Annotated in this window: 17 protein-coding genes; 8 read left to right on the forward strand and 9 right to left on the reverse strand. The window is 75.2% G+C overall.

Annotation, left to right across the window (positions count from 1 at the left end; all coding sequences use genetic code 11):
* The first annotated feature begins 248 nt into the window (after positions 1-248).
* Positions 249-4,139 (forward strand): type I polyketide synthase, encoded by a 3,891-nt coding sequence (locus tag AF335_RS20370; RefSeq protein ID WP_102919862.1) that lies wholly within the window; start codon positions 249-251, stop codon positions 4,137-4,139.
* Between the two features lie 110 nt (positions 4,140-4,249).
* On the opposite strand, the gene AF335_RS20375 is transcribed toward AF335_RS20370, so the two are convergent.
* The 3 genes from AF335_RS20375 to AF335_RS20385 all read right to left on the reverse strand — a co-directional run bounded on the left by AF335_RS20375 (position 4,250) and on the right by AF335_RS20385 (position 7,026).
* The gene (locus AF335_RS20375; RefSeq protein ID WP_102919863.1) at positions 4,250-4,612 is read right to left on the reverse strand and encodes a DUF6233 domain-containing protein; all 363 of its coding nucleotides are present in this window, start codon (positions 4,610-4,612) and stop codon (positions 4,250-4,252) included.
* A gap of 300 nt (positions 4,613-4,912) precedes the next feature.
* Positions 4,913-5,572 carry an NAD(P)H-dependent oxidoreductase gene (locus AF335_RS20380; protein WP_102919864.1) on the reverse strand — a complete coding sequence of 220 codons (660 nt, stop codon included), beginning with the start codon at positions 5,570-5,572 and terminating at the stop codon, positions 4,913-4,915.
* Entirely contained in the window at positions 5,569-7,026 is a 1,458-nt protein-coding gene (locus AF335_RS20385; protein WP_244927105.1) for an MFS transporter, read from the reverse strand. The genes AF335_RS20380 and AF335_RS20385 overlap by 4 nt, the downstream gene beginning before the upstream one ends.
* 137 nt (positions 7,027-7,163) lie before the next feature.
* Here AF335_RS20385 and AF335_RS20390 point away from each other — a divergent pair, with 137 nt between their 5' ends.
* Positions 7,164-7,823 (forward strand): TetR/AcrR family transcriptional regulator, encoded by a 660-nt coding sequence (locus AF335_RS20390; protein ID WP_102919865.1) that lies wholly within the window; start codon positions 7,164-7,166, stop codon positions 7,821-7,823.
* A 241-nt stretch (positions 7,824-8,064) separates the two neighbouring features.
* Positions 8,065-9,357, forward strand: coding sequence for a wax ester/triacylglycerol synthase domain-containing protein (locus AF335_RS20395; protein WP_102919866.1), 1,293 nt, complete (start codon positions 8,065-8,067; stop codon positions 9,355-9,357).
* Between the two features lie 27 nt (positions 9,358-9,384).
* Here AF335_RS20395 and AF335_RS20400 read toward each other — a convergent pair whose 3' ends face one another.
* A complete protein-coding gene (locus AF335_RS20400; protein ID WP_102919867.1) occupies positions 9,385-10,350 on the reverse strand; it encodes an isopenicillin N synthase family dioxygenase in 966 nt (321 codons plus the stop codon).
* Between the two features lie 7 nt (positions 10,351-10,357).
* Positions 10,358-11,077, reverse strand: a complete 720-nt coding sequence (locus tag AF335_RS20405; protein WP_102919868.1) for an oxygen-binding di-iron domain-containing protein — start codon at positions 11,075-11,077, stop codon at positions 10,358-10,360.
* A 352-nt stretch (positions 11,078-11,429) separates the two neighbouring features.
* Between AF335_RS20405 and AF335_RS20410 the strand changes: the two genes are divergently transcribed.
* The 4 genes from AF335_RS20410 (at position 11,430) to AF335_RS20425 (ending at position 13,692) form a co-directional block, all read left to right on the forward strand.
* On the forward strand, positions 11,430-11,813 hold the full coding sequence (locus AF335_RS20410; protein ID WP_102919869.1) for a hypothetical protein: 384 nt from the start codon (positions 11,430-11,432) through the stop codon (positions 11,811-11,813).
* Positions 11,810-12,682 carry a transcriptional regulator gene (locus AF335_RS20415; protein WP_228773528.1) on the forward strand — a complete coding sequence of 291 codons (873 nt, stop codon included), beginning with the start codon at positions 11,810-11,812 and terminating at the stop codon, positions 12,680-12,682. The genes AF335_RS20410 and AF335_RS20415 overlap by 4 nt, the downstream gene beginning before the upstream one ends.
* 91 nt (positions 12,683-12,773) lie before the next feature.
* Complete coding sequence (locus AF335_RS20420) at positions 12,774-13,166, forward strand: roadblock/LC7 domain-containing protein (RefSeq protein WP_228773529.1); 393 nt, start codon at positions 12,774-12,776, stop codon at positions 13,164-13,166.
* A gap of 151 nt (positions 13,167-13,317) precedes the next feature.
* Entirely contained in the window at positions 13,318-13,692 is a 375-nt protein-coding gene (locus tag AF335_RS20425) for a hypothetical protein (protein ID WP_102919870.1), read from the forward strand.
* A 65-nt stretch (positions 13,693-13,757) separates the two neighbouring features.
* Here AF335_RS20425 and AF335_RS20430 read toward each other — a convergent pair whose 3' ends face one another.
* The 4 genes from AF335_RS20430 to AF335_RS20445 form a co-directional block, all read right to left on the reverse strand.
* Positions 13,758-15,677 carry an ABC transporter ATP-binding protein gene (locus AF335_RS20430; protein WP_228773530.1) on the reverse strand — a complete coding sequence of 640 codons (1,920 nt, stop codon included), beginning with the start codon at positions 15,675-15,677 and terminating at the stop codon, positions 13,758-13,760.
* Positions 15,678-15,870: 193 nt separating this feature from the next.
* On the reverse strand, positions 15,871-16,725 hold the full coding sequence (locus AF335_RS34155) for a coiled-coil domain-containing protein (RefSeq protein WP_146045582.1): 855 nt from the start codon (positions 16,723-16,725) through the stop codon (positions 15,871-15,873).
* Between the two features lie 32 nt (positions 16,726-16,757).
* Positions 16,758-21,290 carry a serine protease gene (locus AF335_RS20440; protein WP_102919872.1) on the reverse strand — a complete coding sequence of 1,511 codons (4,533 nt, stop codon included), beginning with the start codon at positions 21,288-21,290 and terminating at the stop codon, positions 16,758-16,760.
* Between the two features lie 6 nt (positions 21,291-21,296).
* Positions 21,297-21,620: a CU044_2847 family protein gene (locus AF335_RS20445; protein ID WP_102919873.1), complete on the reverse strand. Its 324-nt coding sequence runs from the start codon at positions 21,618-21,620 to the stop codon at positions 21,297-21,299.
* A gap of 131 nt (positions 21,621-21,751) precedes the next feature.
* Between AF335_RS20445 and AF335_RS20450 the strand changes: the two genes are divergently transcribed.
* Positions 21,752-23,011 carry a hypothetical protein gene (locus tag AF335_RS20450; protein ID WP_102919874.1) on the forward strand — a complete coding sequence of 420 codons (1,260 nt, stop codon included), beginning with the start codon at positions 21,752-21,754 and terminating at the stop codon, positions 23,009-23,011.
* The last annotated feature ends 324 nt before the right edge of the window (positions 23,012-23,335 follow it).

Raw genomic sequence — 23,335 nt, forward strand, 5'->3', positions numbered from 1 at the left:
AGTTGACAATTTCCCGGGACCCGCTTGGACCGCGGCCGAACAGTGTGTGAACGTGGCAATCACCCGCTCCGCCCGCAACGAACACTTTCCCGGCGGAAGTTGCCGGACGCCTTGTGGCGCCACCCCCACGGTTCACCGACGCGCCGCAATCGCGTACGCACTCCCCGGCGCCCGCTCCGTCGTGCACTCCCCGTCCCGCGTCTTCCGTCAGGTACGAATCCCTTACGAGACGAACGGAATTGACAGGCATGCAGAATAAAGAATCAGTGGCCCTCGTCGGCATCGGGTGCCGGTTCCCGGGCGGTATCGACTCGCCCGAGGCGTTCTGGGACTTCCTGTCCGGTGGCAAGGTGTCGGTCGAATCGACGCCGGAGGACCGGTGGCGCCCGTACACGAAGATCAGCCCGGAGTTCTCCGAGGCCCTGCGACTGGCCGACCGGCCGGGGAATTTCCTCGGCGACGTCGACGGCTTCGACGCCGAGTTCTTCGGCATCACACCGCGCGAGGTCGAGCTGATGGACCCCCAGCAGCGGCTGGTCCTGGAGGTCGCCTGGGAGGCGCTGGAGCACGCCGGAATGGCCCCCCGCTCGGTGGCCGGCTCCGACGCCGGGGTCTACATCGGCACCTGCTCGGACGACTACGGCCGGCGGCTGCTGGAGGACCTGCCCCGCATCGAGCCGTGGACCGGCATCGGCGCCCAGCTGACCGGGATCGCCAACCGCGTCTCGCACGTCCTGGACCTGCACGGCCCGAGCTTCGTCCTCGACTCCGCCTGCTCCGCCTCGCTGGTGGCCGTGCACCTGGCCTGCCAGAGCCTGCTCACCGGCGAGACCTCCCTCGCCCTGGCGGGCGGGGTGAACATCATCCTCTCCCCCGCCTACACCCTGACCCTGGAGGCGGCGGGCGCCCTCTCCCCTGACGGCCGCAGCAAGCCCTTCGACGCCGAGGGCGACGGGTACGGCCGGGCCGAGGGCTGTGGCGTGCTGGTCCTCAAGCGGCTGTCGGACGCGCGCCGCGACGGCGACCGCGTACTCGCCGTGATCAAGGGCACCGCCGTGGCCCAGGACGGCCGCACCAGCGGCATCATGGCCCCGAACCCCGACGCCCAGCGCGATCTGCTGCGGCTGGCCTGGCAGGTCGCGGGCCTGGACCCGGCGACCGCCGGCTACATCGAGGCGCACGGCACCGGCACCCGGCTCGGCGACCCCGTCGAGGCGTCCGGCCTGCACGCCGTCTTCGGCGCCGGCCGCCCCGCCGACAAGCCCTGCTGGATAGGCTCCGTGAAATCCAACATCGGCCACGCCGAACCGGCCTCGGGCGTCGCGGGCATCATCAAGGCCACCCTGATGCTGCGGCACGCGGAGATGGCCGCGACGGTCCTCACCAGCGAGCCCAGCCCGGACATCCCCTGGAAGGACTGGGGCCTCCGGCTGGTCACCGAGCACCAGGTCTGGCCCAAGGGCGACACCCCGCGCCGCGCGGGCGTCTCCGGATACGGCTACGGCGGGACCATCGGCCACGTCGTCCTGGAGGAGGCCCCCACGACGGAGACCGCCAGAGCTCACGGCCCCGAGGAACCGCACCCGGCCGTGCCCGAGGTCTTCCCGCTGTCCTACCGCTCCCGGCCGGGCGTCACCCGGTACGCGCGCCGGCTCGCCGACTGGCTGGAGCGCCACCCCGACACCCCGCTCTGCTCGGTCGGCCACACCCTGGCCCTGCGCCGCAGCCACCTCGACTACCGCGCCACCGTGGTCGCCCGCGGCCGCGCCGAACTGGTGACGGCCCTGCGCGCGCTCGCCGAGGACGGGACCGAGGACCTGGAGGCGGCCGGCGTGGCGGAGGGCGCCGTACGGCCCGGGGCGGACCACGGCACCGTATGGATCTTCTCCGGGCACGGCTCCCAATGGGCCGGCATGGCGTCCGAACTCCTCGCCACCCGGCCCGAGTTCGGGGCCGTCATCGACCGCCTGGAGCCCGTCTTCCGCAGCGAGCTGGGGATCTCGCCCCGGCAGGCCATCGTCTCCGGGGACTTCGCGTCGACGGACCGTGCCCAGTCCATGATCTTCGCGGTGCAGGTGGGCCTCGCCGAGGTCTGGCGCGCCCTCGGGCACCGGCCCTCCGCCGTCATCGGGCACTCCGTCGGCGAGATCGCCGCCGCCGTGGTCACCGGGGCCCTCGGCCTGGAGGACGGCGCCCGGCTCAGCGCCCGCCGCTCCACGCTGCTGCGCCAGGTGGCCGGCAAGGGCGCCATGGCCATGGTCGGGCTGCCCTTCGAGGAGGCGGCCGCCCGGCTCGCGGACGACGGCGCGGTCTGCGCGGCGATCGCCTCCTCACCGGCCACCTCCGTGGTGTCCGGGGACGCCGGCGCCGTCGCCGCGCTCGTCCGCGACTGGGCCGCGGAAGGCGTGCCCGTACGCTCCGTCAACTCCGACATCGCCTTCCACAGCCCGCACATGGACCCGCTCACCGGGGCCCTGCGCGAGGCACTGACCGGCCTCACGCCCCGTACCCCCGAAGTACCCCTGTACAGCACGGCCCTGGACGACCCCCGGGCCCGGACCGGGCACGGCGCCGACTACTGGGCGGCCAACCTGCGCAACCCCGTACGCCTCGCCCAGGCGGTGACCGCCGCCGTCGAGGACGGGCACCGGCGGTTCCTGGAGGTCTCCCCGCACCCGGTGGTCACCCACTCCGTCACCGAGACCCTGGACCACCTCGGCGTCACGGGCGCGCACGTCGGGCACACCCTGCGCCGCGAGCGGCCCGAACTGCGCACGCTGCTGCTCGGCCTGGGGGCGCTGCACAGCCACGGCGCCGACATCGACTGGTCCCGGCACCACGCCGCCGCGCCGTTCCCCGCCGAGCTGCCGCCCCTCGCCTGGCAGCACCGCCGCTACTGGCGTGACGCGGTGCTGCCCGCCGGCGCCGTCCTCGCCCACCAGCACGACGTCACCGGGCACACCCTGCTCGGCCGGCCCGTCGACGTCGCCTCGGAGGGGCGGCTGCGGCTGTGGCACACCCACCTCGACGACGCGAGCCGCCCCTTCCCCGGCGGCCACGCCCTGCACGGCGCGTCGATCGTCCCCGCCTCCTCGATCATCCACACGTTCCTGGAGGCGGCGCCCGGACAGGGCGGCTCCAAGGCGCTGTTCGACGTGTCCCTGAAGTTCCCGATCGCGCTCGCGAGCCCGCGCGAGGTCCAGGTCGTCCAGGAGGGCCTGACGCTCCGGCTGAGCACCCGGCCGGCGGCCGCCTCGGACCCGGCCCGGGGCCCGGGCAACTGGCTGACGCACACCACCTCCTCGACGATGGCGGAGAACGCCGCGCCGTTCCCCGCCGAGCTGGTCTCCGTACCGGCGCCCCGGGGCCTCACGCCCGCGGACCCGTCGGTCGTGATCGGCCGGCTGGACGCGATCGGCGTGGAGGGCATCGCCTGGCCGTGGACGGTCGAGGAGTTGCTCACCGCCGACGGCGTCATCCGCGCCCGGGTGCACGCCCCGGCCGTGCCGGGCGACCAGGTGACCTGGGCGCCGCTGCTGGACGCCGCGCTCGGCATCGTCCCGGTCATCTACGGCGGCCCGCCCATGGTCCGGATGCCCGCGCAGATCCGTGAGGTGCGGGTGGTGGGCGAGGCCCCCGAGACGGGCATCGTCGACATCCGCCTCGTCGACCGGGCCACGGACACCGTGGACATCACCATCAGCGACGAGGCGGGGCGGCTGCTGGCGTGGCTGCCGGGGACCCGGTTCGGGGCCCTGCGCGCGAACGGGTCGGCGGAGACCGCCGAGGACGTACCGGCGACCGGGGCCCCGGCGGAGACGGCCGCCGGGGGCGAGGACCGTGCCGACGATCCGGCCGAGTGGCGGAGCATGCCCGAGGACGTGCTGGCGGCCCGCGTCGGCGCGGAGATCCTGGCACGACTGGCCCGCGAGATGAAGATGCCCGTCGACGAACTCGACCCGGAGCGGCCGCTCACGGACCTCGGGCTCGACTCCGTGATGTCGATGCGGGTCTGCGCGCGGCTGGAGAAGCGGATGGGGGTGCGGTTGCCGGTGACGGTGCTGTGGAACTATCCGACGGCGTCGGGGCTGGCGGGGTACGTGGTGTCGCTGCTGGTGCGGGAGGAGGTGGCGGCGTGAGGTAGGGGGTCGGGTGGGCTTTCCCCCTGCCCGCCCCTTCCCGAATGTCCTCAATCGCCGGACGGGCTGATTTTCAGCCCGTCCGGCGAAAGGCAGCCCGCGGATCATCGCTACGCCGGCGTAAGGAACCGTTCCGGCAGGCACGCGTCGCACGCCCCCGCTTCCCCCGCCAGCAGCGCCTGCCGCGCCTGTGCCGTCGTCATCGTCCTCTCGCCGCCCTTCGGCACCCAGCACCCCGCGTGGTGCACCTCGAGCAGCGGGCGGCCCGACCGGCAGTGTTCGGTCATGGGCCAGCGGGCGTGCTCCAGATCCGGCCGGTACGGGGCGCCGGCGGTGACCGGTTCGTCCTCGTAGAGGTCCTCCGTGAGGTATTGGAGGACGGCGCCGCGGACCCAGTCGCGCGGAGCCATGCCCGCTTCCTCCGCTGCCGCCGTGATGAGGGCGAGTTCGTCGTGGCTGAAGAGCTGCTCCATGTCGCGGGACGGTAGCAGCGGCGCGAAGCCGGTGGGGCGGGGTCGCGCGGCTTGCCCCGACCCGGCATATGCCCTTGGCCGGCGGGCCCGCAGGGACACCGGGAGTCCGCCCGACGCACGGGCCCCCCGGGCCGGTTCCCGGTGGTCGGAGAGTTCCCCCGAAAGAGGGCCATCGCCCGGTTCTCCCGGCGGAGTTGACGACTCTCCCTCAGCCACGGGGAGCCGTTCCGCGCCCGCCCCGCGATGCCGGGAACCGGCCCTTCGCCCCGCTCGCCGGCCCGGCACCCCCGCCCGCCCCGTTCAGAGCGGCCACGACCGGTCCCCCGCCGGAGGCGCCCCCGCGTCGCGGCGCACCTCCGCGGCCGTCCGGTGCAGGTGGAACAGCGACCGCACCGCAGCCGCCGGGTCGTCGATGGACACCCGCCCGTCCGCCGTCTCACAGAGTGTCCGGTCCGCCCGTCCGACCACCGTGCGCGGCCCCACCACCCTGGCGCCCGCGGTGAAGAGCATGCGTTCCACCTCGCAGTACGGGGCGGTGGTCGTGCGGACGTCACGAGTGGTGGTCATGACGGCCACCGGTTTGCCGGCCAGCGGTGAGCTGTCGGCCGGCCAGCTCAGCCAGTCGAGCAGGGTGCGCAGCGAACCGGGCAGCGCGGCGTCCGACTCGGGCGCGGTGATCACCAGCCCGTCGGCGAGCGAGGCCATCCGCCGCAGCGCGCGGGCCACGGGGTGCGAGGCGCCGGCGGCGGCGCCGGCCCACGCCAGTACGGGCGGTGTGGCGCTGACGACCAGCCGCAGGCCCGAGGGGCCGGGCACGGAGAGGGCCCGGAGCAGCGGGGCGCCGAAGGGGTCGTCCTCGGCCGGTGCGCTCAGTCCGAGGAGCAGCACGTCGTCCACGGCGGGTATCCCGTCCTGTTCCGGTACGCGCCCCGGGCCCGCCCCGGTGTTCCCGGCCGTCATCGCGCCGAGGCCGGGGCCGGGCGCAGCCGCCGTGAGAGGAGGACGCCGGCGAGGGCCAGCGCGGCGGTGAGGGCGAAGGTGCACACGAGGGCGGCCTCGGTCGTCGAGCCGTGGTGGTGCGCCATGGCGATGGCCGCGCCGCCGAGGCCGGCGATCAGGCCGGTGGCGAGGGTCTGGGCGAGCTGGAGGGAGCCGCTGACGAGGCCCTGCTGTCCGGCGGGGGTCTGCTCCAGGGTGTCGGTGGTCGCGGCGTTGAAGGCGATGCCCATGCCGATGCCGCCGACCGCCCAGCCGGCCACGGCGATCAGCGCGGGGATCGCGGTGACGAGGACGGCCAGGGCCATGATCACCACTCCGGCGAGGAGGACGGCGAAGCCGAGGGTGACGCTGCCGGTCCGGCCGCAGCCGCGGCCGCGGCCGTCGGTCCTCGCCTGGTAGGCGGAGCCGAGCACCCAGGTGATGGCGCCGGCGGAGAGGCCGAGGCCGGCCATGGCGGGGCTCACGTCGCGCAGTTCCTGAAGGCCGAGCGGGAGGAACGCCTCGCTGCCGAAGTACACGGCGCACAGCAGGAACCTGATGCCGATGCCGGCGCCGACGCCCGCGCGGAGGCCGAGGGTGCCGGCCGGGGTGACCCGGCGCAGCGACGGCACGGCGACGGCCACGCCGAGGACGGCGAGCGGGATCAGCAGCGCGAGGTTCTTCAGCAGGAGCGCCTGGAGGAGCAGGGCGGTGCCGGCGGTGAGGAGGACGCCGGCGGCGAGCGGGCTCTTCCACCAGGGGCCGGCGGGCGCGGCGGGCGCCGTCGCCCGGGTGCGTCCCAGGCGGCGCAGGACGGGCAGGGTGAGCGCGGCGGCGACGGCGATCAGCGGCAGCATGAGCAGGAACACCCCGCGCCAGCCGGCGTGTTCGGCGAGGGTGCCGGCGATGACCGGGCCGATGAGCGAGGGAACGGTCCAGGCGGAGGAGAGCAGGGCGAACATCCGCGCCCGCAGGCGTTCGGGGTAGGCGAGGCCGATGACGGTGTAGGCCATGCTCATCACCGCGCCGACGCCGAGGCCCTGCAGGGCCCGGCCGAGCAGGAAGAGCGGCCAGGAGGCGGCCGCGCCGGCCACGGCGCAGCCCACCGCGAAGACGGCCGCGCCGACGGCCATGGCGCGGCCGGGGCCGTGCCGGTCGGCGGAGCGGCCGGCGAGCACGGTGCCGATGATGTTGGCGAGCATCAGGGCGGACAGGCCCCAGCCGTAGGCGCCGAGGCCGTCCAGGCGCCGGGCGATGTCGGGCAGCACGGTGGCCACCCCGAGCGATTCGAAGGCGACCATGCCCACGGAGAGGATCACTCCGACGGTCAGGGCCCGGTAGGCCCCGGAGAAGACGCCCTCCGTCCCCGTGGGCGGGTCGGCGGCCGCCCCCGCGGCGGGCCGTGCCTCCGCGACCTGATTGACGTCCTGCTCCACGACGACCTCCTGAAGACAGCGCTCTGCGGGCGTTCGGCCCGGGGGTTCCCTCGGTGTTCCCTCTCAGGGTTCCCACCTCGGAAGATTTTCGTTCCGTTCCGGAACGGAACAGATTTCAGCTTACCTATACTGGGCGCATGGTGAACACCCCGAACGGCGCCCTGGCCGGACCTCGCGAAACCGGCCCGCAGCGCAGCGGCAGGCCCCGGGACGGGCGCATCGACGCGGCGGTGCCCGCCGCGGTCATGGAACTCCTGGGCGAGTCGGGCTACGGCAGCCTCACGATGGAGGCGGTGGCCGCGCGGGCCGGCACCAGCAAGCCCGCCCTGCGCCGCCGCTGGCGCTCCCGGCAGCACCTCGTCGTGGACGCGCTCGTCGCCACCGTGGGCACCACGCCGACCCCCGACACCGGCTGCACGCACTGCGACCTCATCGCCGGGATCGCCACGCTCAGCCACTCGTTCGGCAATCCCCTGGGCCGGCGGGTGCTGCCCGCGCTGATCGCCGATCTGGCCGACACCCCGGACCTGGAGAGCGCGTTCCTGGAGAAGTTCTTCCACACCCGCCGGGCCTCGACCGCCGAGGCGCTGCGGCGCGGCATCGAGCGGGGCGACATCCGGCCCGACGCCGATATCGACCTGCTCCTCGACATGCTGGCCTCCACCACCTACTACCGGGTCCTGTTCGGGCACCTTCCGGTCACCGCGACGCTGGCCGAGGAGGTCGTCCGGGTGGTGCTGGGGGGCGTGGCCACGGACGAGTGGCGGTGCCGTCACGCCGAGGGCCGCGCCGACTGACCGTCGGCGGGGGTACGGGCGGCGCGCCCGTACGGCACGACCGCCGTCGAAGGGCGCCCGGCGCCGGGCCGGTCCCGCACGTCCGCCGCACCGCGGAATCGCCCGTACCGGCCGGAAACGATCTGTCTGCGGCGTGCGCGGAGCACTACCGTCCGGGCATGTCACTCCCCCGCGCGCACCATGTCCCCGAGGCGGTCGAACGGCCGCGCGAAACCGGCCCGGCGCCCGCCCCGGACCACCGATGACCGTTCCGTCCGCGCCCCCGTCCCGGCTCGCCGCCCCCTCCCTCACCGACCGGGCCATGCACGCCTTCCCCGTGCACCACCCCGACTCCAGGCTGCGCATAGGGGCCCTGCTCCAGCTGCTCGGCACCCCGCCGCACCGCGAACACCTGCGCGACCACATACTCGGGCGCCTGGCCGGACTTCCGGCGCTGACCCATTTCCTGACCGGCGCGGGTACCCACTGGGAGCCGGCCCGGTATCCCGATCCGGCCATCCACGTCGTCGACCACCCGCTGCCGCCCGGCCCCGGGCGACTGGACCTCGCCGTCCAGCGGCTCCTGCGCGAACCGCTGCCCGAGGGCGTACCACCGTGGCGGATCTGGCTGCTCCACGGCCACGCCCCGGGGACGTACGCCGTGCTCTACCTCGTGCACCACACCGTGCAGGACGGCGCCGGCATGCTGCACACGCTGGAGACCCTCTTCACCCCGCACGGAGTGCCGGACGACCGGTCGTCGGCGGTCTTCCCCGGGCTGCGCGACGCCCCGGCCCCGACGCCGCGCGACCGGCTCCGCGCCCTGGCGGCCACGGTGCGCGCGACCCGCCGGACGGAGGTGTGGGCCTCGGCCCGGCACCCGCTGTCCCCGCGCCGCACCTTCCGCTGGGCCCGGGTCCCGGCCGCCTCCCTGCGCACGGTCGCCCGTACGAGCGGGGGGAGCTCGAACGACGCGTACCTCGCCACCGTGGCCCACACCGTGCAGGGCTGGTCGGCGGAGCACTGGCCGCCCGCGCACCGTTCACCGGAGCTCGCCCTGACCATGCCGGCCAACATCCGCCGCCCGGAGGAGGCGAGCGCGCCGGGGAACCGGACGGCGATGGTCCGGGTCACGCTCCCGGGTGGCGACGTCCCCCTGACGGCCCGTCTGGAGAGCGCCATCAGGGAGACCGCGCCGCTGCGGTCACGCCGGCACCGCGAGGCCCTGCGCCGCGCCGCCGCCGGGCCCCGGCTCCCCTCCTGGGCACTGCGCCGCATGACACGGGCCTACGCCACGGACCCGGCCCACGCGGCGGTCGGCGTCTCGGGGCTCGTCGTCCGGCACGCCCTCCGGCTCGGCGGGGACCCGGTGCTCTCGGTGACACCCGTGGGCTGCCTGCCCGAGGGCAACCCCCTGGGCGTCCTCATGCTCACCTACCGGGGAACGTCCACGGCCTGCTTCATGGCGGACCGCGCGCTGCCCGGCCTGGACGCCCTGCACCTCCGCTGGCAGCGGGCCGTGCAGTGCCACGCGAGGGGCGCGGCCGGCGGCTGAGCGCCCCCGGGCGGTTCCCTGCGGCGGTCAGCCGACGCTGATGGCGCGGAGCTTCTCCCGCAGGTACGCGTGGGAGTCGACCGGCTCGTGCGCGACGCGTCCCACCGGGGCCGGGAGCGGGACGACCCGCGTGCCGGGGTCGCACTCGTAGAAGTACACCAGAGAAATCAGCTCCTCGGTGGGCTCGTCGGCCGGCGGCGGCAGCACCCGGTGCCGGCCGGAGCGCCAGCGGTCGCCGGTCCAGCGGGCCATCAGATCACCGATGTTCACGGTGAGGGCGTCCGGATCGTAGGGGGCGTCCTGCCAGCCGCCCTCGTCCGTGTGGATCTGGAGGCCGCCCTTGCCCCGCTGCCGGTCGAGCAGGGTGACCGTGCCGAAGTCGGTGTGCGGCCCGATGCGGAACTGGCCGGGCAGCGGGGCTCCCACGACCTCGGTGCCGGGGTACCAGTTGAGGTTGAACCCCCAGGTGGGATGGGACGTATGACGGGTGAAGAGGTCCGGGGGCAGGCCGAGGGCGGTGGCGAGGAGGACGAGCAGCTCGTCGGCGAGGGCGCGCGCACGGGCGAGGTACTCCGTCACCAGCGGCTCCATCCCGGGCACTTCGGCGGGCCAGACGTTGGGCCGGAACCACTCGGCGTCCACGGCGGCGTCCCCGGTGGGCTCCTCGGCGGCGCAGGACCAGGACTCCTTGAGGTCGGGCGGGCTCTCGGCGCCCTCGGCGTAGGCGTTGGCCTCCGCCCCGGGCCCGAGCCAGCCCCGGCCGCCGACCGCGACCGCGTACGGCCGTTTGACGTCGGCGGGCAGCCGGAAGAACGCGCGGGCGGCGTCCCGGACCGCCGTCCGCAGCGAGGGGCCGATCCCGTGGCCGGTGACGAGCAGGAAGCCCGCCGCCTTCAGCGCCTCGTCGACCTCCGCCGCGAGGCGCTCGCGCACCGCCGGGTCCCCGGACCGCCAGGGCCCGAGGTCGATCACGGGAATCCGGACACCGCTCATGCCGGCCTCACTTCCGCTGCGATGCGGTGAACCGTACCTCGTAGGCGTCGGCCAGGTCCCGCAGTGCCCCCGGGCAGTCGCCGGTGTAGGCCGGGCCGTGCATCAGGCCGAGGGCGGCCGGCGCGAGGCCGGCGAGCCGGCGCATGGTGGGGGCCGTGCCGGCCGTGAGGCAGGAGGCGCCGAAGACGTCCTCGGCGGCGAGGGCCGGGCCGACGATCTCCGTCTCGGTGAGCGCGGGGGCGTCGCCGATCCGGGTGAAGAGGTCACCGCACAGCAGGGTGCCCGTGGTCTCCTCGAACAGCAGCCCGGCGTCCCAGCCGTGCGGTACGTGCGGCGTCGCGAGGTAGCGCACCCGCTTCCCGCCGAGGTCGAGCACCTCGCCGTCGTCGAGCGGCCGCGGCGGCCGGTCGGCCATGTCGTCGACGGACACCAGGCAGCCCATCGCACCGTGCGCGACCCGGGCGCGCGGCGCGGCGGCCAGCCAGGAGTTCATCGCGCCGCACTCGTCGGCCTCGACGTGCCCGAAGGTGATCCACCGGAGGCCCGCGACCGGGGTCACCCGGGCGACCGCGTCGGACACCAGCGGGAACAGGGCGCGCAGCCCGCAGTGGAAGAGCAGCGGCTCCTCGGCGTCGATGAGGAACTGGTTGAACAGGAAGTCCGCGTCGCTGACGTACGTGGACAGCCGGTAGACGTCCGGCGCGATCTCCGTGACCGTCGTCTCCATGGGGCACCAACCCTTCTTCCGTGGCGCCCAGTCTGGGGCGGACGGCACGGGGTACGCGCGGACCGGCGCACCGGAGGACCCGGATCCAGGGCCTTCCCCGGCCGATTTCCCTCCGACGGGCTACCGGCCGCCCGGGCGGGCAGGGAGCCGGGCGGCGCATGGTCCCACACGCCTTCCTATGCCGAATGAATTTGCCAAAAACCGCCTCGGCGGGTTCCGTTTTCGATTACCTTCCGTCGCAGCCGACACGCCGTTGGTAGCCGCCACGGGTGGCTCGTGTCCGCAGCAGATGTCCGCAACAGTCATGAGCAGCCATGGCGGCACGCGTCGTCGTGGGGCTGGAGAGGTCCGAGTGTCCGGTATAGACGCGTGCTTATCCGAGGCCATGGCGATCCCCGGGGTCCGGGGAGCGAGCCTGGTGGACTGGACCAGTGGTCTGACCCTGGGCGCGGCGGGCGACGGGCCGGACCGCGACCATGAGACCGCGGCGGCGGAGGCCGCCGAACTGGCCCGGCTCGCCTTCGAGAACAGCGCGTTCACCCGCGCGACGGAGGACACCGGGCCGGTGGAGGACATCGTCGTCACCGCGCGCGGCAGCTACCACCTGATCCGCTTCGTGGAGACCTCCTTCGACAGCAGCGTCTTCCTCTATCTCTGGCTCGACCGCGCCGAGGCCAATCTCGCCATGGCCCGCTTCCGGCTCCAGGGGCTCACCACCGAGCTGGTCCTGTCATGACGGCGCGCGGCGGCACGACGCTCCCGTCCCGGTCCCCCGCGCTCCCGGCCGGGGCCACCGCCCTCGGCCGGCTGGCGGACGAGCGGGCCACCGGCGCGCTGCACGGCCCCGTCGGCGCGCTCTATCTGGCCGACGGCGCGGTGGTACACGCGGAGAGCCCGGCCGCCCCCGACGTGGGCCGGCGGCTCACGGCCGGCGGCCGGCTGTCACCGGAGAGCTGGGAGGAGGCCGTCTCCCGGGGCGGTCCCGGGTACCGGGCCGGGGGCTTCCTCGTCGAGCACGGCCGGCTGAGCCGCGGCGAGCTCGAACTGTGCCACCTCAGCGCCCTGTTCGACGCGGCCTACTTCGTCCTCTGCCCGCTGGAGGCGGACCGGAGGCCGCCGGAACGGTTCCTGCGCGAGGCACGGCACTGGCTCGGCCCGGTGCGTCCGGTCCCGGTGGCCGCCGTCCAGCGGGAGGTCCGCCGCCGCCGCGAGCTGCTGGAACGGGCCTGGCCCTGCCCGGCCGTCGACGCGGCGCCCGTCGTGCCCGTACCGGACGCGACCGGGTGGCCGGGGCCGGGCGCCGCCCCGGGCCGCGGCCGCCGGGCCGTACTGGAGGCCGCGGACGGCAGGCGCACCCCGGTTCAGATCGCCCGGCTGCTCGGGCGGTCCGCCTTCGCCACGCTCCTGGACGTACGGCGCCTGGCGGCGCAGGGGCTGATCCGCACCCCGGCCGCCCCCTGCCCCTCGCCCCGCGACCCGGATCCGGCGGGCCCCGCGGAGACCGGCACGGAGCCCGTGGCGGAGCGGCACGGCACTGGTGGCGGTGCGGGTGCCCCGGAGCTCTCCCTGCTCTTCAGGATCCGCGACGCCTTGGAGGCGCTGTGACCGTGCCCTGCCGCCGGCGGAACTCCCGTCAGGTCCCCCCGATCCCATGATGAGACGCGCCTTGAGACAGTTCACCGGAAGGAGACAGCCGATGACGGCCGTGCCCGAAGTGCTCACCGAGCTCCAGGGGTTACGCGTACGCGTCCCGCATCTGACCGGGGCGCTGGTGGCGAGCACCGACGGTCTGGTGATCGCCCACCATGTCACCGACATGGAGCCCGACGGGGTGGCGGCCCTGACGGCGGCCGCCCTGGGCGTCGGCTCCCGGCTGACCGACGCCGTGGGCCACGGGGACTTCCGCGAACTGCTCGTACGCGGCGAGAGCGGATACGTGGCCACGTACGCGGCGGGCGCCTCCTGCGTCCTGACGCTCCTGGCGTCGGCGGACGCCAACGTCGGGCGGCTGAACCTGGAGGCCCGCAGGTCCGGGGCGCGGGTCGCGGAACTCGTGGAGAGCGCCCTGGAACGCCGGCGCGAGACCTGACACGACGTACGGCGCCCGGGCCGCGGCCCTTCCCGGCTTCCTTCCTCCTCTTCCTTTTCTCCTCACCTCTTGCACGAACCACCCCTTGCACAAATCACCTCTTCACGACTCACCTCTCTACGACTCACCTCTCTACGAAAGCGGGATTCCCATGGCGAACACCGAATCCGCCCTCCAGGACGCGATGACCTCGATCGAGGGTGCCCTCGGAGCGGCCCTCGTCGACTACGGCAGCGGCATGGCGCTCGGCACCCTCGGCGGATCCCAGACGCTCGACCTGAACGTCGCGGCGGCCGCCAACACCGATGTGGTGCGGGCCAAGCTGCGGGCGATGGAGATGCTCAACATCCAGGACAGCATCGAGGACATCCTCATCACCCTCGGGTCGCAGTACCACCTGATCCGGCTGCTGGCCGGCCGCGGCGGCAAGGGGCTCTTCCTCTACCTCGTCCTGGACGGCAAGCGGGCCAACCTGGCGATGGCGCGCCACCAGCTCAAGCGGGTCGAGGCGGAACTGGAGGTCTGAGGGCCGTGGGCAAGTGACGACGGCTGACGGGCGGGCGTACGCCACCCCGCCCGTCGAGGACGGGCTCAGGGCCCGCCGCGGTGGGGCGTCCCGGCCACGGGCCGGGCCGGTACGCCCCGGTCGTTCTGGAGCTCCCACAGCTCTCTGAAGAGCCCTTCGGCGGCGACCAGTTCGCCGAAGGTGCCCTGCTGGATGACCCGGCCGTGGTCGAGGACGACGATGCGGTCCGCGACCGCGACGTTCGCCAGCCGGTGGGTGACCAGGACGACCGCCCGGTCCCGGGCGACCTCGCGCAGCCCGGTGAAGATGCGGTGCTCGGCGCGGGCGTCGAGGGCGCTGGTGGGCTCGTCCATCACGAGGAGACCGGCCCGCCGGTAGAAGGCCCGGGCGATGGCGACCCGCTGCCACTGCCCTCCGGAGAGGTCCACGCCGCCGAACCACTCGCGGGCCAGCAGGGTGTCCAGCCCGCTGCGGAGGCCGTGGACGACCTCGTCCGCGCCCGCGTGCCCGGCGGCCAGCAGGACGGCGTCGTCACCGCCGTCCTGCTGCTGGCCGAGGGTGATGTTCTCGCGGGCGGACATGGGCCAGCGCGCGTAGTCCTGCGGCACCACGGCGGTGCGCCGCCACAGCCCCTGCGGCTCGAAGCCCTGGATGTCCGCGTCGTCCCAGGTGACGGTGCCCTCGGTGGGCAGGTAGAGGCCCGCGAGGAGCTTGCTGAGCGTGGTCTTGCCCGAGCCGTTCTCCCCCACCAGGGCCAGCACTTCGCCGCGCCGCACCTCCAGGCCGACCTTCTCCAGGGCCGGGCGGTCCGCGCCGGGATAGCAGTAGGTGAGCCCCTCGGCCCGGACGGCCAGCGGGCTCGCGGGCACCTCGGCGCCACGCCGCATCCGGTGGCCGCCGGCCTCCTCGATGAACTCCGCCCAGTCGTCGAGGTACAGCCCGGTGCGGAACAGCCGGGTGCCGTAGCCGACCATGCCGCGCAGTGACGAACCGACCGTCCGCAGCGCGAACACCGCCGTGCCGGCCGACGCGACCGACATGTGCCCGGAGCCGAGCAGCAGCGCCAGCGCCACCCATACGAGCCCGGAGGCCACCCCGCCGGCGAGCGAGCCCAGCAGGGCGTACCGCGCGCCCTGGTGCACGGCCTTGTCGGTCGCGCTGTCGATGCGGTCGCCGATCGCGCGGTAGCGGCCGAGCAGGAACGCGGCCATCGTGCCGGAGCGCAGCTGGTCGGCGAACTGCTTGTCGGTCGCGTACCAGCGCAGGTGGCTGAGCACCCGGCGGTCGCCGCTCAGCGCCCGTGAGGTGAGGTAGTGGACGCGGGCGCCCTTCACGCTCGCGATGCCCTGCGGGAGGGTGGCCAGCACCAGCAGCGGCAGCAGCGCCGGGTGCAGGAGCGTCACCACACCGGCCGCGGCGACCAGGGAGGCGATGCAGGCGATGAGGTCCTGCGACTCGGTGAGCAGGTCCTGGGCCACGTCCGCGCCCCGGTCGGCGGCCTCGCGCTTGTCGTTGAAGCCCGGGTGGTCGTAGGCGGCGAGCTCGGCGTTGATCGCCGCGTCGAGCATCTGCATCTCCGCCTCGCGCGAGATGCGCGGGGCCAGCCGGCTGGAGATGTTCTGCACGGCGATGCCGAGCAGGGCGCGGGTCCCGGCCGCGGCGGCGAGCACCACGAGGGAGGGCAGCGCCTCCACGAGCCGGTCCCGGATGTGGCCCGAGGTGATCAGCGCCGTGATGGTACGGGTGGTGGCCAGCAGCCCGAACGCCTCGAAGACCCCGGAGAGGACCTGACAGCTCAGCAGCGCGACCACGGCGCGCCGGTCCACGCGCCAGGCCAGGGCCAGTGCCTTGCGGACGAGTTGGGGCAGGCGCCGGCCCATCGACCGGGCGGTCAGCGGGGTCTTCTCGAGCACCGCCAGGGTGGGGGAACGGAACCGTAATTCCTCCGCGGGCGTCCCGCTGGCGTCGGCGGCATCGGCGGCCAAGTTGTCCCTCCCGGTGGTTGCGGCGAGCGGCGGCACGAGCGGTTGCACGATGCCGTACGGCCCGCCGGGGCCGGGTATGAAAAGCAGCAATCCACTCAAACGTGGGTCCTCCGTGTTGAGCGGAGGGAGGAGGGACCATTCGGGTGGAGGGGGTGGGCCGAAGAAACCGCCGTAGCCGCCGGGGCCCGTGGGGTCAGTGGGGACGGTCGTCGATGACGATGCGGATGACCTCCGGCCAGGGGTCGTTCGGTCCGGTCCCCGGTGCGGCCGCCCCCGCCGCCGGCCCGGCGTCCGGCCGGGGACCGGGCTCCGCGACGGCACCCGGGCCCGGGCACGGCCCCGCGTTGCCCAGCTCCGCGGCGATGCGCTCGTACAACTGCCAGGCGAGCGCCCGGCTGCCGGGGTCGCCGGAGTCGTCCCTGATGCGCGCCAGCACCGTGACGGCGGCGATCAGGCTCGGGCCCGAGACGGACACCTCCACCATGCCCTCGTCCGCCCCTTCTCCCGCCCGCACCCTGCCGGGAACCCTGAAGTGGGGTTCCTGTCCCGCCTGTTCGACGAGGAAGGCCCAGGTGTCGCGGTGGCAGACGAGGGTCGCGGCACTGACTCCGGCGGCGGCGCGCAGCAGGCCGACGTGGCCGGTCCCACCGGCTTCCCCACCCGGCCCGCCTGCCCCACCCTCTTGGGCCTCCTCGGCCTCCCACGCCGCCCCCGGCGGCGCCCCCGTACGCTCAGCCCGCCCGGCAAGCGGCTGTGGCTCGGGCGGCGGCGGTACGTGGTGCGCTTCCCTCGCCTCCCGCGCCTCCTCCAGGCGGCGCATCAGGTCGTGGGCCGCCTCCGTCTTCACCGCCAGCTCCACGAGGTCGCGGTGCGCGGCCGACACCTCGGCACGCACCTGGCCGACCAGGTCCTGTAACCGCTTTAGTTCCGCGCCCAGGGTGTCACGGTGATGCTGGAGCGCCTCGTGGGTCTTGAGCCTCAATTCCTTGTGCAGCAGGGCGATGCCGTCCCGCAACGCCTCGTCGTCCCTCTTCCCGCCACCGAACATCCCGTCCCCTTCCTGACGTGACCATGGCCGTGTCAGGAAGCTTCCTCCCCGTGCTCCCGGCCCGTGATGCGACCGGGCGAGGGCGTGAAGGGGCGATCCGACGCCTCCGTCAGCTCCTCCAGGAGCGCCCCCACGGCCGGGTCCGGCGCGTGGCCCGCCGCGCGCGCCGCCCGCCCGGCCCGCTCCAGCCAGTGGCGTGCCTCGCCCGGCTGCCCCTCGCCGTAGGCCACTTGGGCCAGCAGTACGAGCAGGGCGGCGGGCAGACCGGGCCCCTGGGACGGCACCGGAGGCGGCGACGGCCCGACGACCGGTGGGGTACGGACCTCGGGAGACAGCGACGGCTCGACGACCGATGGGGTACGGGCCTCCGGCGCCGGCGTCACCGGAACCTCGCCCAGGGCCTCGCGTGCCTCGGCCGCCACCGCCGCGTCGTCCGTCTCCGCGGCCTGCCCGAACCACGAGCGCGCCTCGGCCGCCGCGCCGTCGAGCTCCGCGAGGCGGCCCAGGAGCAGCAGTGCCCGCGGCCGGTCCTCCCGGTCCGTGGAACGTGCGAGCGGCACCAGGATCGCCTTCGCCTCCTCGTACCTCTCCAGCCTGGCGAGCGCGCTGCCGAGGTAGCGCCGCACCAGGTGCTCCGCCGACGGGTCCCCGGCCGCCAGGGCCTCCCGCAGGGCTCGCTCCAGCAGCGCCGCGGCCCGCGCGAACTCGCGGCGGGCGAGCCTCGCCACGCCGAGGCCGGCCCGCGCCCGGGGCGTGACCTCCGCGTCGTCCATGGCGAGGGCGCCGCCGAGGTACTGCTCGGCGGCCCAGATCTCGCCGGCGTCCAGGAGTTCCATGCCGCAGCCCAGGAGGACGGCCGGCAGGTCGTCGGCCTCCTCGGGGGTCAGCGGCTCGTCGAACAGCTCCAGCGCCGCTCCCGTGTCCCCCCGGCTCAGCCGTACCGCCCCCAGATGTGCCTTGGCCAAGGGGGCCAGGTCCCCGGCGACCGCGCTGCCGGAGGCGAGGACCGCCTCGAAGAGGGCCTCCGCCCCGTCCGCGCCGGGGGCGTCGGCCGCCATCTTCCCCAGCTGGAGCCGGGCGATGTCGACGGCCTCCGGCGAGTCCGAGGCGGCGGCCGACTCCAGCAGTTCGCGGCCCGCCGCCGGACGTCCCTGGTGCACGCGGAGCTGGCCGAGGAAGCAGCGGGCGAGGGGCGAGAGGAAGGACTCCGCCGCCACCTCCGTGACGAGCAGGGCCTCGGCCTCGGCGATCCGCTCGGGGTCCTCGCCGTCCATCAGCATCAGCGCGAGGTCGATCCGGGCCACCCGTGACCAGTGCGGGTGCCCGGAGTCGACGGCCTTGCCGTACGCGTCCTCCGCACCGGCGTGGTCGCCCTGGCGGGCCAGGAGGTCGCCGAGCAGGTCCGCCGCGTGCGGGGCGTGGTCGGCCTCGGCCGAGCACGCGATCTCCCGGAGGGCCCCGCGCGCCCGCTCGTCACCGCACGCCACGAACATCATGGCCAGGTCCAGCCGGGCGACCGGGGCCCACACGGGGTGCTCCGAGCCGATCGCCCGGCGGTACGCGCCCTCCGCCCCGGTCCACTCCCCCAGCGCCGTGAGGGCGTCGCCGAGCAGGTCGGCGGCGCGCGCGGACTGTTCGGGGTGACCGGACCGGGCGACCTCGGTGAGCAGGGCCACCGCGCCCTCGTGGTCGCCGTCCGCCATTCGGACGGCCCCCAGGTCCACTCGGGCGAGGGGCGCCCAGCTCTCGTGTCCGGAGCCGGCCACCCGCCGGAGCTCGGCGGCGGCGCCCTCGCGGTCGCCGTCCGTCGCGAGGAGCAGGGCCAGCTGGTGCCGGGCGCGCAGGGACTGCGCCAGGTCGCTGTGGTCGGCGACCCGTTCCAGGGCCGCCCGGCCCCGCTCCTTGTCGCCCTGGACCCACAGCATCCAGCCGGCGGTGATCTGGGCGTTCTGCGCGGCGAAGGCGATCGGGGAGGCGGCCGCGGCCTCGACCAGGGGGCGCGCCTGCTCGAACTCCCCCTGCTGGGCGAGGAGCCGGCCGAGCCCGTCCTGGGCCAGGGGCAGGACCATGGGGTTCCCGGAGGCCAGTGCCGACTCCAGCAGCGTACGGGCGCGGTCCAGCTCGCCCCGGTCGAGGAGCAGCGCGCTGAGGTTGACCTGCGCCAGCGGCACGGCCTGCGCGAGCGCCGAGTCGCGGACCGCCCGGGGCAGGGTGATCGGTCCGGGCGGTTCGCCGCGGGGCCGTGGGGCGGCGGCGCCCGTCCGGGGCGGTGCCGGGTCGGACGGGCGGAACAGCGGCGGGGGCGCGTCCTCGGGGGCCGTTCCCGGCTTGCCCTTGGCGGTCGCGCGCGGTGCGGACAGCTCGCCCCGCCGGAGCAGCAGTCCGCCGAGGCTGGCCTCGGCCAGGGGCACGCTCTGCGGGTCCCCGGAGGCCAGGGCGCTCTCCAGCAGCCCGCGGGCGCGCTCCGGTTCGCCCTGCGCGATGAGCAGGCCGCCGAGCCCGGCCTGGGCCAGCGGTACCGCCTGGGGGTGGTGGGAGGCGAGGGCCAGCTCCAGCCGGCCGCACGCCTCCTCGCACCGGCCGAGGAGGTTCAGTACGGCGGCGAGGTCGACCTGGGCGAGCGGGACGACGTCGGCGCGGCCGGATCCGGCGGCCTCCTCCAGCAGCGTCTGGGCCCGTTCGACGTCCTGCGCGTTCAGCGCGACCTCGCCCAGCAGGAGCGCCGCCCACGCCACGACGTCGCCGTCGCCGGTGCCGTGGGCGCGCTCCAGGGCGAGGACCGCGAAGTCGCCCTGTTCGCGGGTGAACGCGGCGAAGGCGACGCCGAGCAGGCCGTCCGCCGGGACGGTGGCCACGGCGTGCCGCCAGGCGTGCCCGGGGACGGCGGTGGGCTCGGGGACGGGCCGGTGGTCCAGATAGCCGGGCAGATAGGCGAACGCCCGGTAGGAGGGCTCCGTGGCGCCCGGGAACTGGCCCAGGAGGGTGATGCTCCCGGCGACCGGTCGCATCGCCCAGTCGAGGCCCGTCCGGAACGCCTCGTCCGTCAGGACCCGGTACGGCGGGACGCCGGCGCGGTAGCCGGCGGCGAGTTCGCGGAGCGTGGTCCCGGTGAGGGGCGCGCCGCAGCCCATGCGCTGCCAGTCGACGGCGGCGCGCACGACCGCCCAGCCCTCGGGGCAGCCCTCCCGGCCGCCGTTGTAGGTCTCCTCCAGGAGGGGGGCGGCGACCATGCGCTCGCCGATGCCGCGGTCGGTGAAGTCCTCGCCCTCGTAGAGGCGGGCGGCCTCCGGCAGGTCCTCGTCGTGGAAGAGCCGGGGCAGCTGGATCCGGGTGGCCCGGCCGAGGACGGTACGGGCCGTACGGCTGACCTCGTCCGTCGCCGAGAGGACGCGGGTGAGCCGCTCGGAGGTGAGGGTGGCGACCACCGTCACGGGCGGGTCGAGCCGGGCGAAGGCGTCCAGGACCTTGAGGTCGACCCCGCCGGGCCGGAGGTAGTCGTCGAGGTCGTCCAGCCAGAGCACGGCCCGGTCCCCGCCGGTCGGCAGCCGCAGCCGGGCCAGTGCGCCGGGGGCGCCCGGGGCGCGGTGGGGCACCACGAGCCGTGGTTCGGGGCGGCGGCGACGCAGCCGCTCGATCAGGGTGCGGGACTTGCCCACCTTGGAGTCACCGGTGACCAGGACGAAGGGGGCCGAGTCCAGCGCGTGGTCCAGCTCGGCGTCCTCGCGGCGCCGGGGTGCGTACGGCGGGTCGGGGTCGCGGTCGAGGTCCTTGGAGGGGGTGACGCCGATGTCGTAGAAACGGATCTCACCGACCTTCGGGAGCTGTCCGTCGGCGCGCAGCGGCAGTTCCAGCAGGCTTTCCAGGAGGTCCTGCCGGTCCTTCTCCGCCGCCCGCTCCCGGCGTTCGACGGCAGGCGGCCGGCGGATCAGTCCGGCGAGGGGCGGCCAGTAGCGGGCGAGCGTTTCGACCGGGATCGCGTAACCGGTCCTCGGGTCCCGTTTCTCACCGGGCCTGTCCCGTGTGACGACGATGCCGATGACGCCTTCGAGCGTCATGTCCCATACCGGTGAACCGGAGAATCCGGGCGCGATTTCCTGGCCCAGCGCGGAGCCGGCCTGGAGCTGTATCCATTCCGTCTCGGCGGGGCCGACGCACCGTCCGTCCGTCGACACCCCGCCCCATTTATGGGTGCCTTCGGGATATCCGTAGGCGTGGAACGCGTGGTCCCAGATGCCGCCCTCGGTGGACACCAGGGGCGCGGGGCGGGCCTCGGGCGGCAGGGGGCCGCGCAGTTCGAGGACGGCCACGTCTCCCGTCCAGTTCCGGCTGTCCTGGGGGTGCCAGCCGCCCTCGGCCACGACGGCGGGGACGGGGTCCTCCGCGGCGGCGTGCTGGAAGCGGACGTGGACCGGCCGGTCAGGGGGTTCCGGCCGGCCCTGGGGCACGAGGACATGGGCGCAGGTGAGCACGTGCCGGTCGGTGACCAGCACGCCCACACCGTTCGGGGCACCGTCGCGGGTGCGCCGGACGCCCACGACCCAGGGCAGCCGTTCCCACCGCACCACGGCCGGTCACCCGGTGCCGGAGGCGCGCCGCCAGCCGAGCCTGACGCCGAAGTGGCCCTCCGTCGCGGACTTGGCCACCACGACGCCCGCCTCGGCGTTGAGCTTGATGCCGAATTCGATGTCGTACTCGTCGGGGGCCAGTTGGCGCAGCAGTCCGAGCAGCGCCTCGATCGCGGGCCTGCTGCCGGAGAGGATCTGGTCCAGGCGCCTGCCCGCGGTCAGCAGTCCGTCGTCGTCACGGGCGACGTTCTCCAGGCCGGGTGTGTTCTCCTCGATCTCGACGATCATGGAGGAGCCGTCCGGTGCCTCGAAGCGCACGAGATCGCTCATCGCCGTTCCCTCGTTTCCCCCGTCGAACGGAACGGGATCGATTCTAGGGCCGCCCGCCCGGAATTCCGCCGGGTGTGCCGTCATCTCCCGGGAAACTTACGGAAGTCAAGGGTCCGGGTTAACCTGGGCCCGTGTTCCTGGGAATGGACGTCGGGACGGGAACGGTCGCGATACGCGGTATGGACGGCGCGCGTTTTTTGGAATGCGCCCCCTATGCGCTGGCGGCCGTCGTCCGCGCGTACGTGGCGAGGGCGCGGGCGGAAGGGGCGGCGGGAATCCGGGCGACCGGCGCCGTGGTCTCCGTTCCGGAGGAATGGTGCGCGGAGAGCGGCGGTGCGCGGCGGGAGGCGCTCTTCACCGAACTGTCCGCCGCGGGTGTGCCCTTGTCCGGATCCGCGCCCGGATTCGTGCCCGCGTCCGTCGCCGTCCTGGCCGGCGCGGCCGCGGCGACTCCCGTGGACGGCGTGGCCGACCGGCTGGTCTGCGACATCGGGCCGGAGGGGGCCGGCGTCACGCTCTGCCGCGTCTCCGGTGCGCCCGGGGCTCCGGGCGCCGTCGTCGAGCACGTCGACTCGGCGACGGCCGGCACGTCCGGGGTGCCGCGCGAAGGCGGTCCGGCCGCCCACGCGCTCGCCCACGGGAGTGCGGGCGCCGACCGCGCGCGCAGGGCCGAACTCCTGCTGGCGCGGGCCCTGGTCCACCCGCGCTACCGGGACGCCCCGCTGCACCCGGCCTGCGGTCCTCCCGCCCGGCGGGCCGTGACGGCCGGGGAGGCGATCGACGCCTTCGGCCCCGTAGCGGACGCCGTACGGGCCGCCGGTGCCGCCCTGCTGGCACGGTGTCCCGGCCGCCCCGGCGCTCCGGACCGGGTCGTCGTCACCGGCCCGCTGGCCGCGCACCCGCTCGCCCGGCACTCCGTGATCCGGTCCCTGCCGGCCCCATGGGTCCCGGCCGCGCCGTACGTCGACGTCCCGGCGCCCGGCGCGGCGGCGGCCGGGGCGCTGCTGATCGCCGAAGGGGCCGTCCGGGCGCCCGGACCGGCGCCGCACACCCTCGGCCTGCCGGTCCATGAGATCCGGCGGGGCCGGCTGGTGGCCCGCCGGATCCCGCTCACGGAGGCCGGTGGGCCGCCGCCCCTGACAGTGCTGGACGACGGTTCCCCGGTGGTCGTCGAGATCCCGCCGACCGAGGGGTTCCGGCTCCTCGTCGAGGTCCAGGAGTACGGGCACGGGGCCCGCCGCGCGCTCGCCCCGCCCTGCGCCGCGCCGCCCGCCGGGAGTTACCACGTCGGGCTCCATCCGGCCCGACGCGGGTTCGGGGTGCTGGTCCTCCGCCCGGTGGGCGGGGGCGAGGCGGCGCTCGTCCCCTTGGGCGCACCGGACGGGGTGTGAGTCGCGCACGACGGCGAGGGAGGGAGAACCGTGCCGGATCGGGCGGAGGAAGCGAAGGCGGGGCTCGCGGCGGCGCTGGCCCGGGACGACGACGGCCTCGCGGCGCTGCACGCCCTGCGCTGGGCGCTGGTCTGGTCGGCGGGGGTCATGGGACGGCTGCCGGACGAGGCGCCGCGAGGGGCGGGGGAAGACGGCGGGGACCCGGCGGGGTCCCCGGGGCGGGGGCAGGACCCGCCGCGCCTGCCCCCGGAAGCCGGGGAGGCGACCGGGGCGGGGAAGCCGGGGCCGGGCGCGTCGCCCCTCGCCGGGGGCGGGCCGGGGAAG

The organism is Streptomyces eurocidicus, assembly GCF_002891295.1.
GTDB lineage: Bacteria > Actinomycetota > Actinomycetes > Streptomycetales > Streptomycetaceae > Streptomyces > Streptomyces eurocidicus.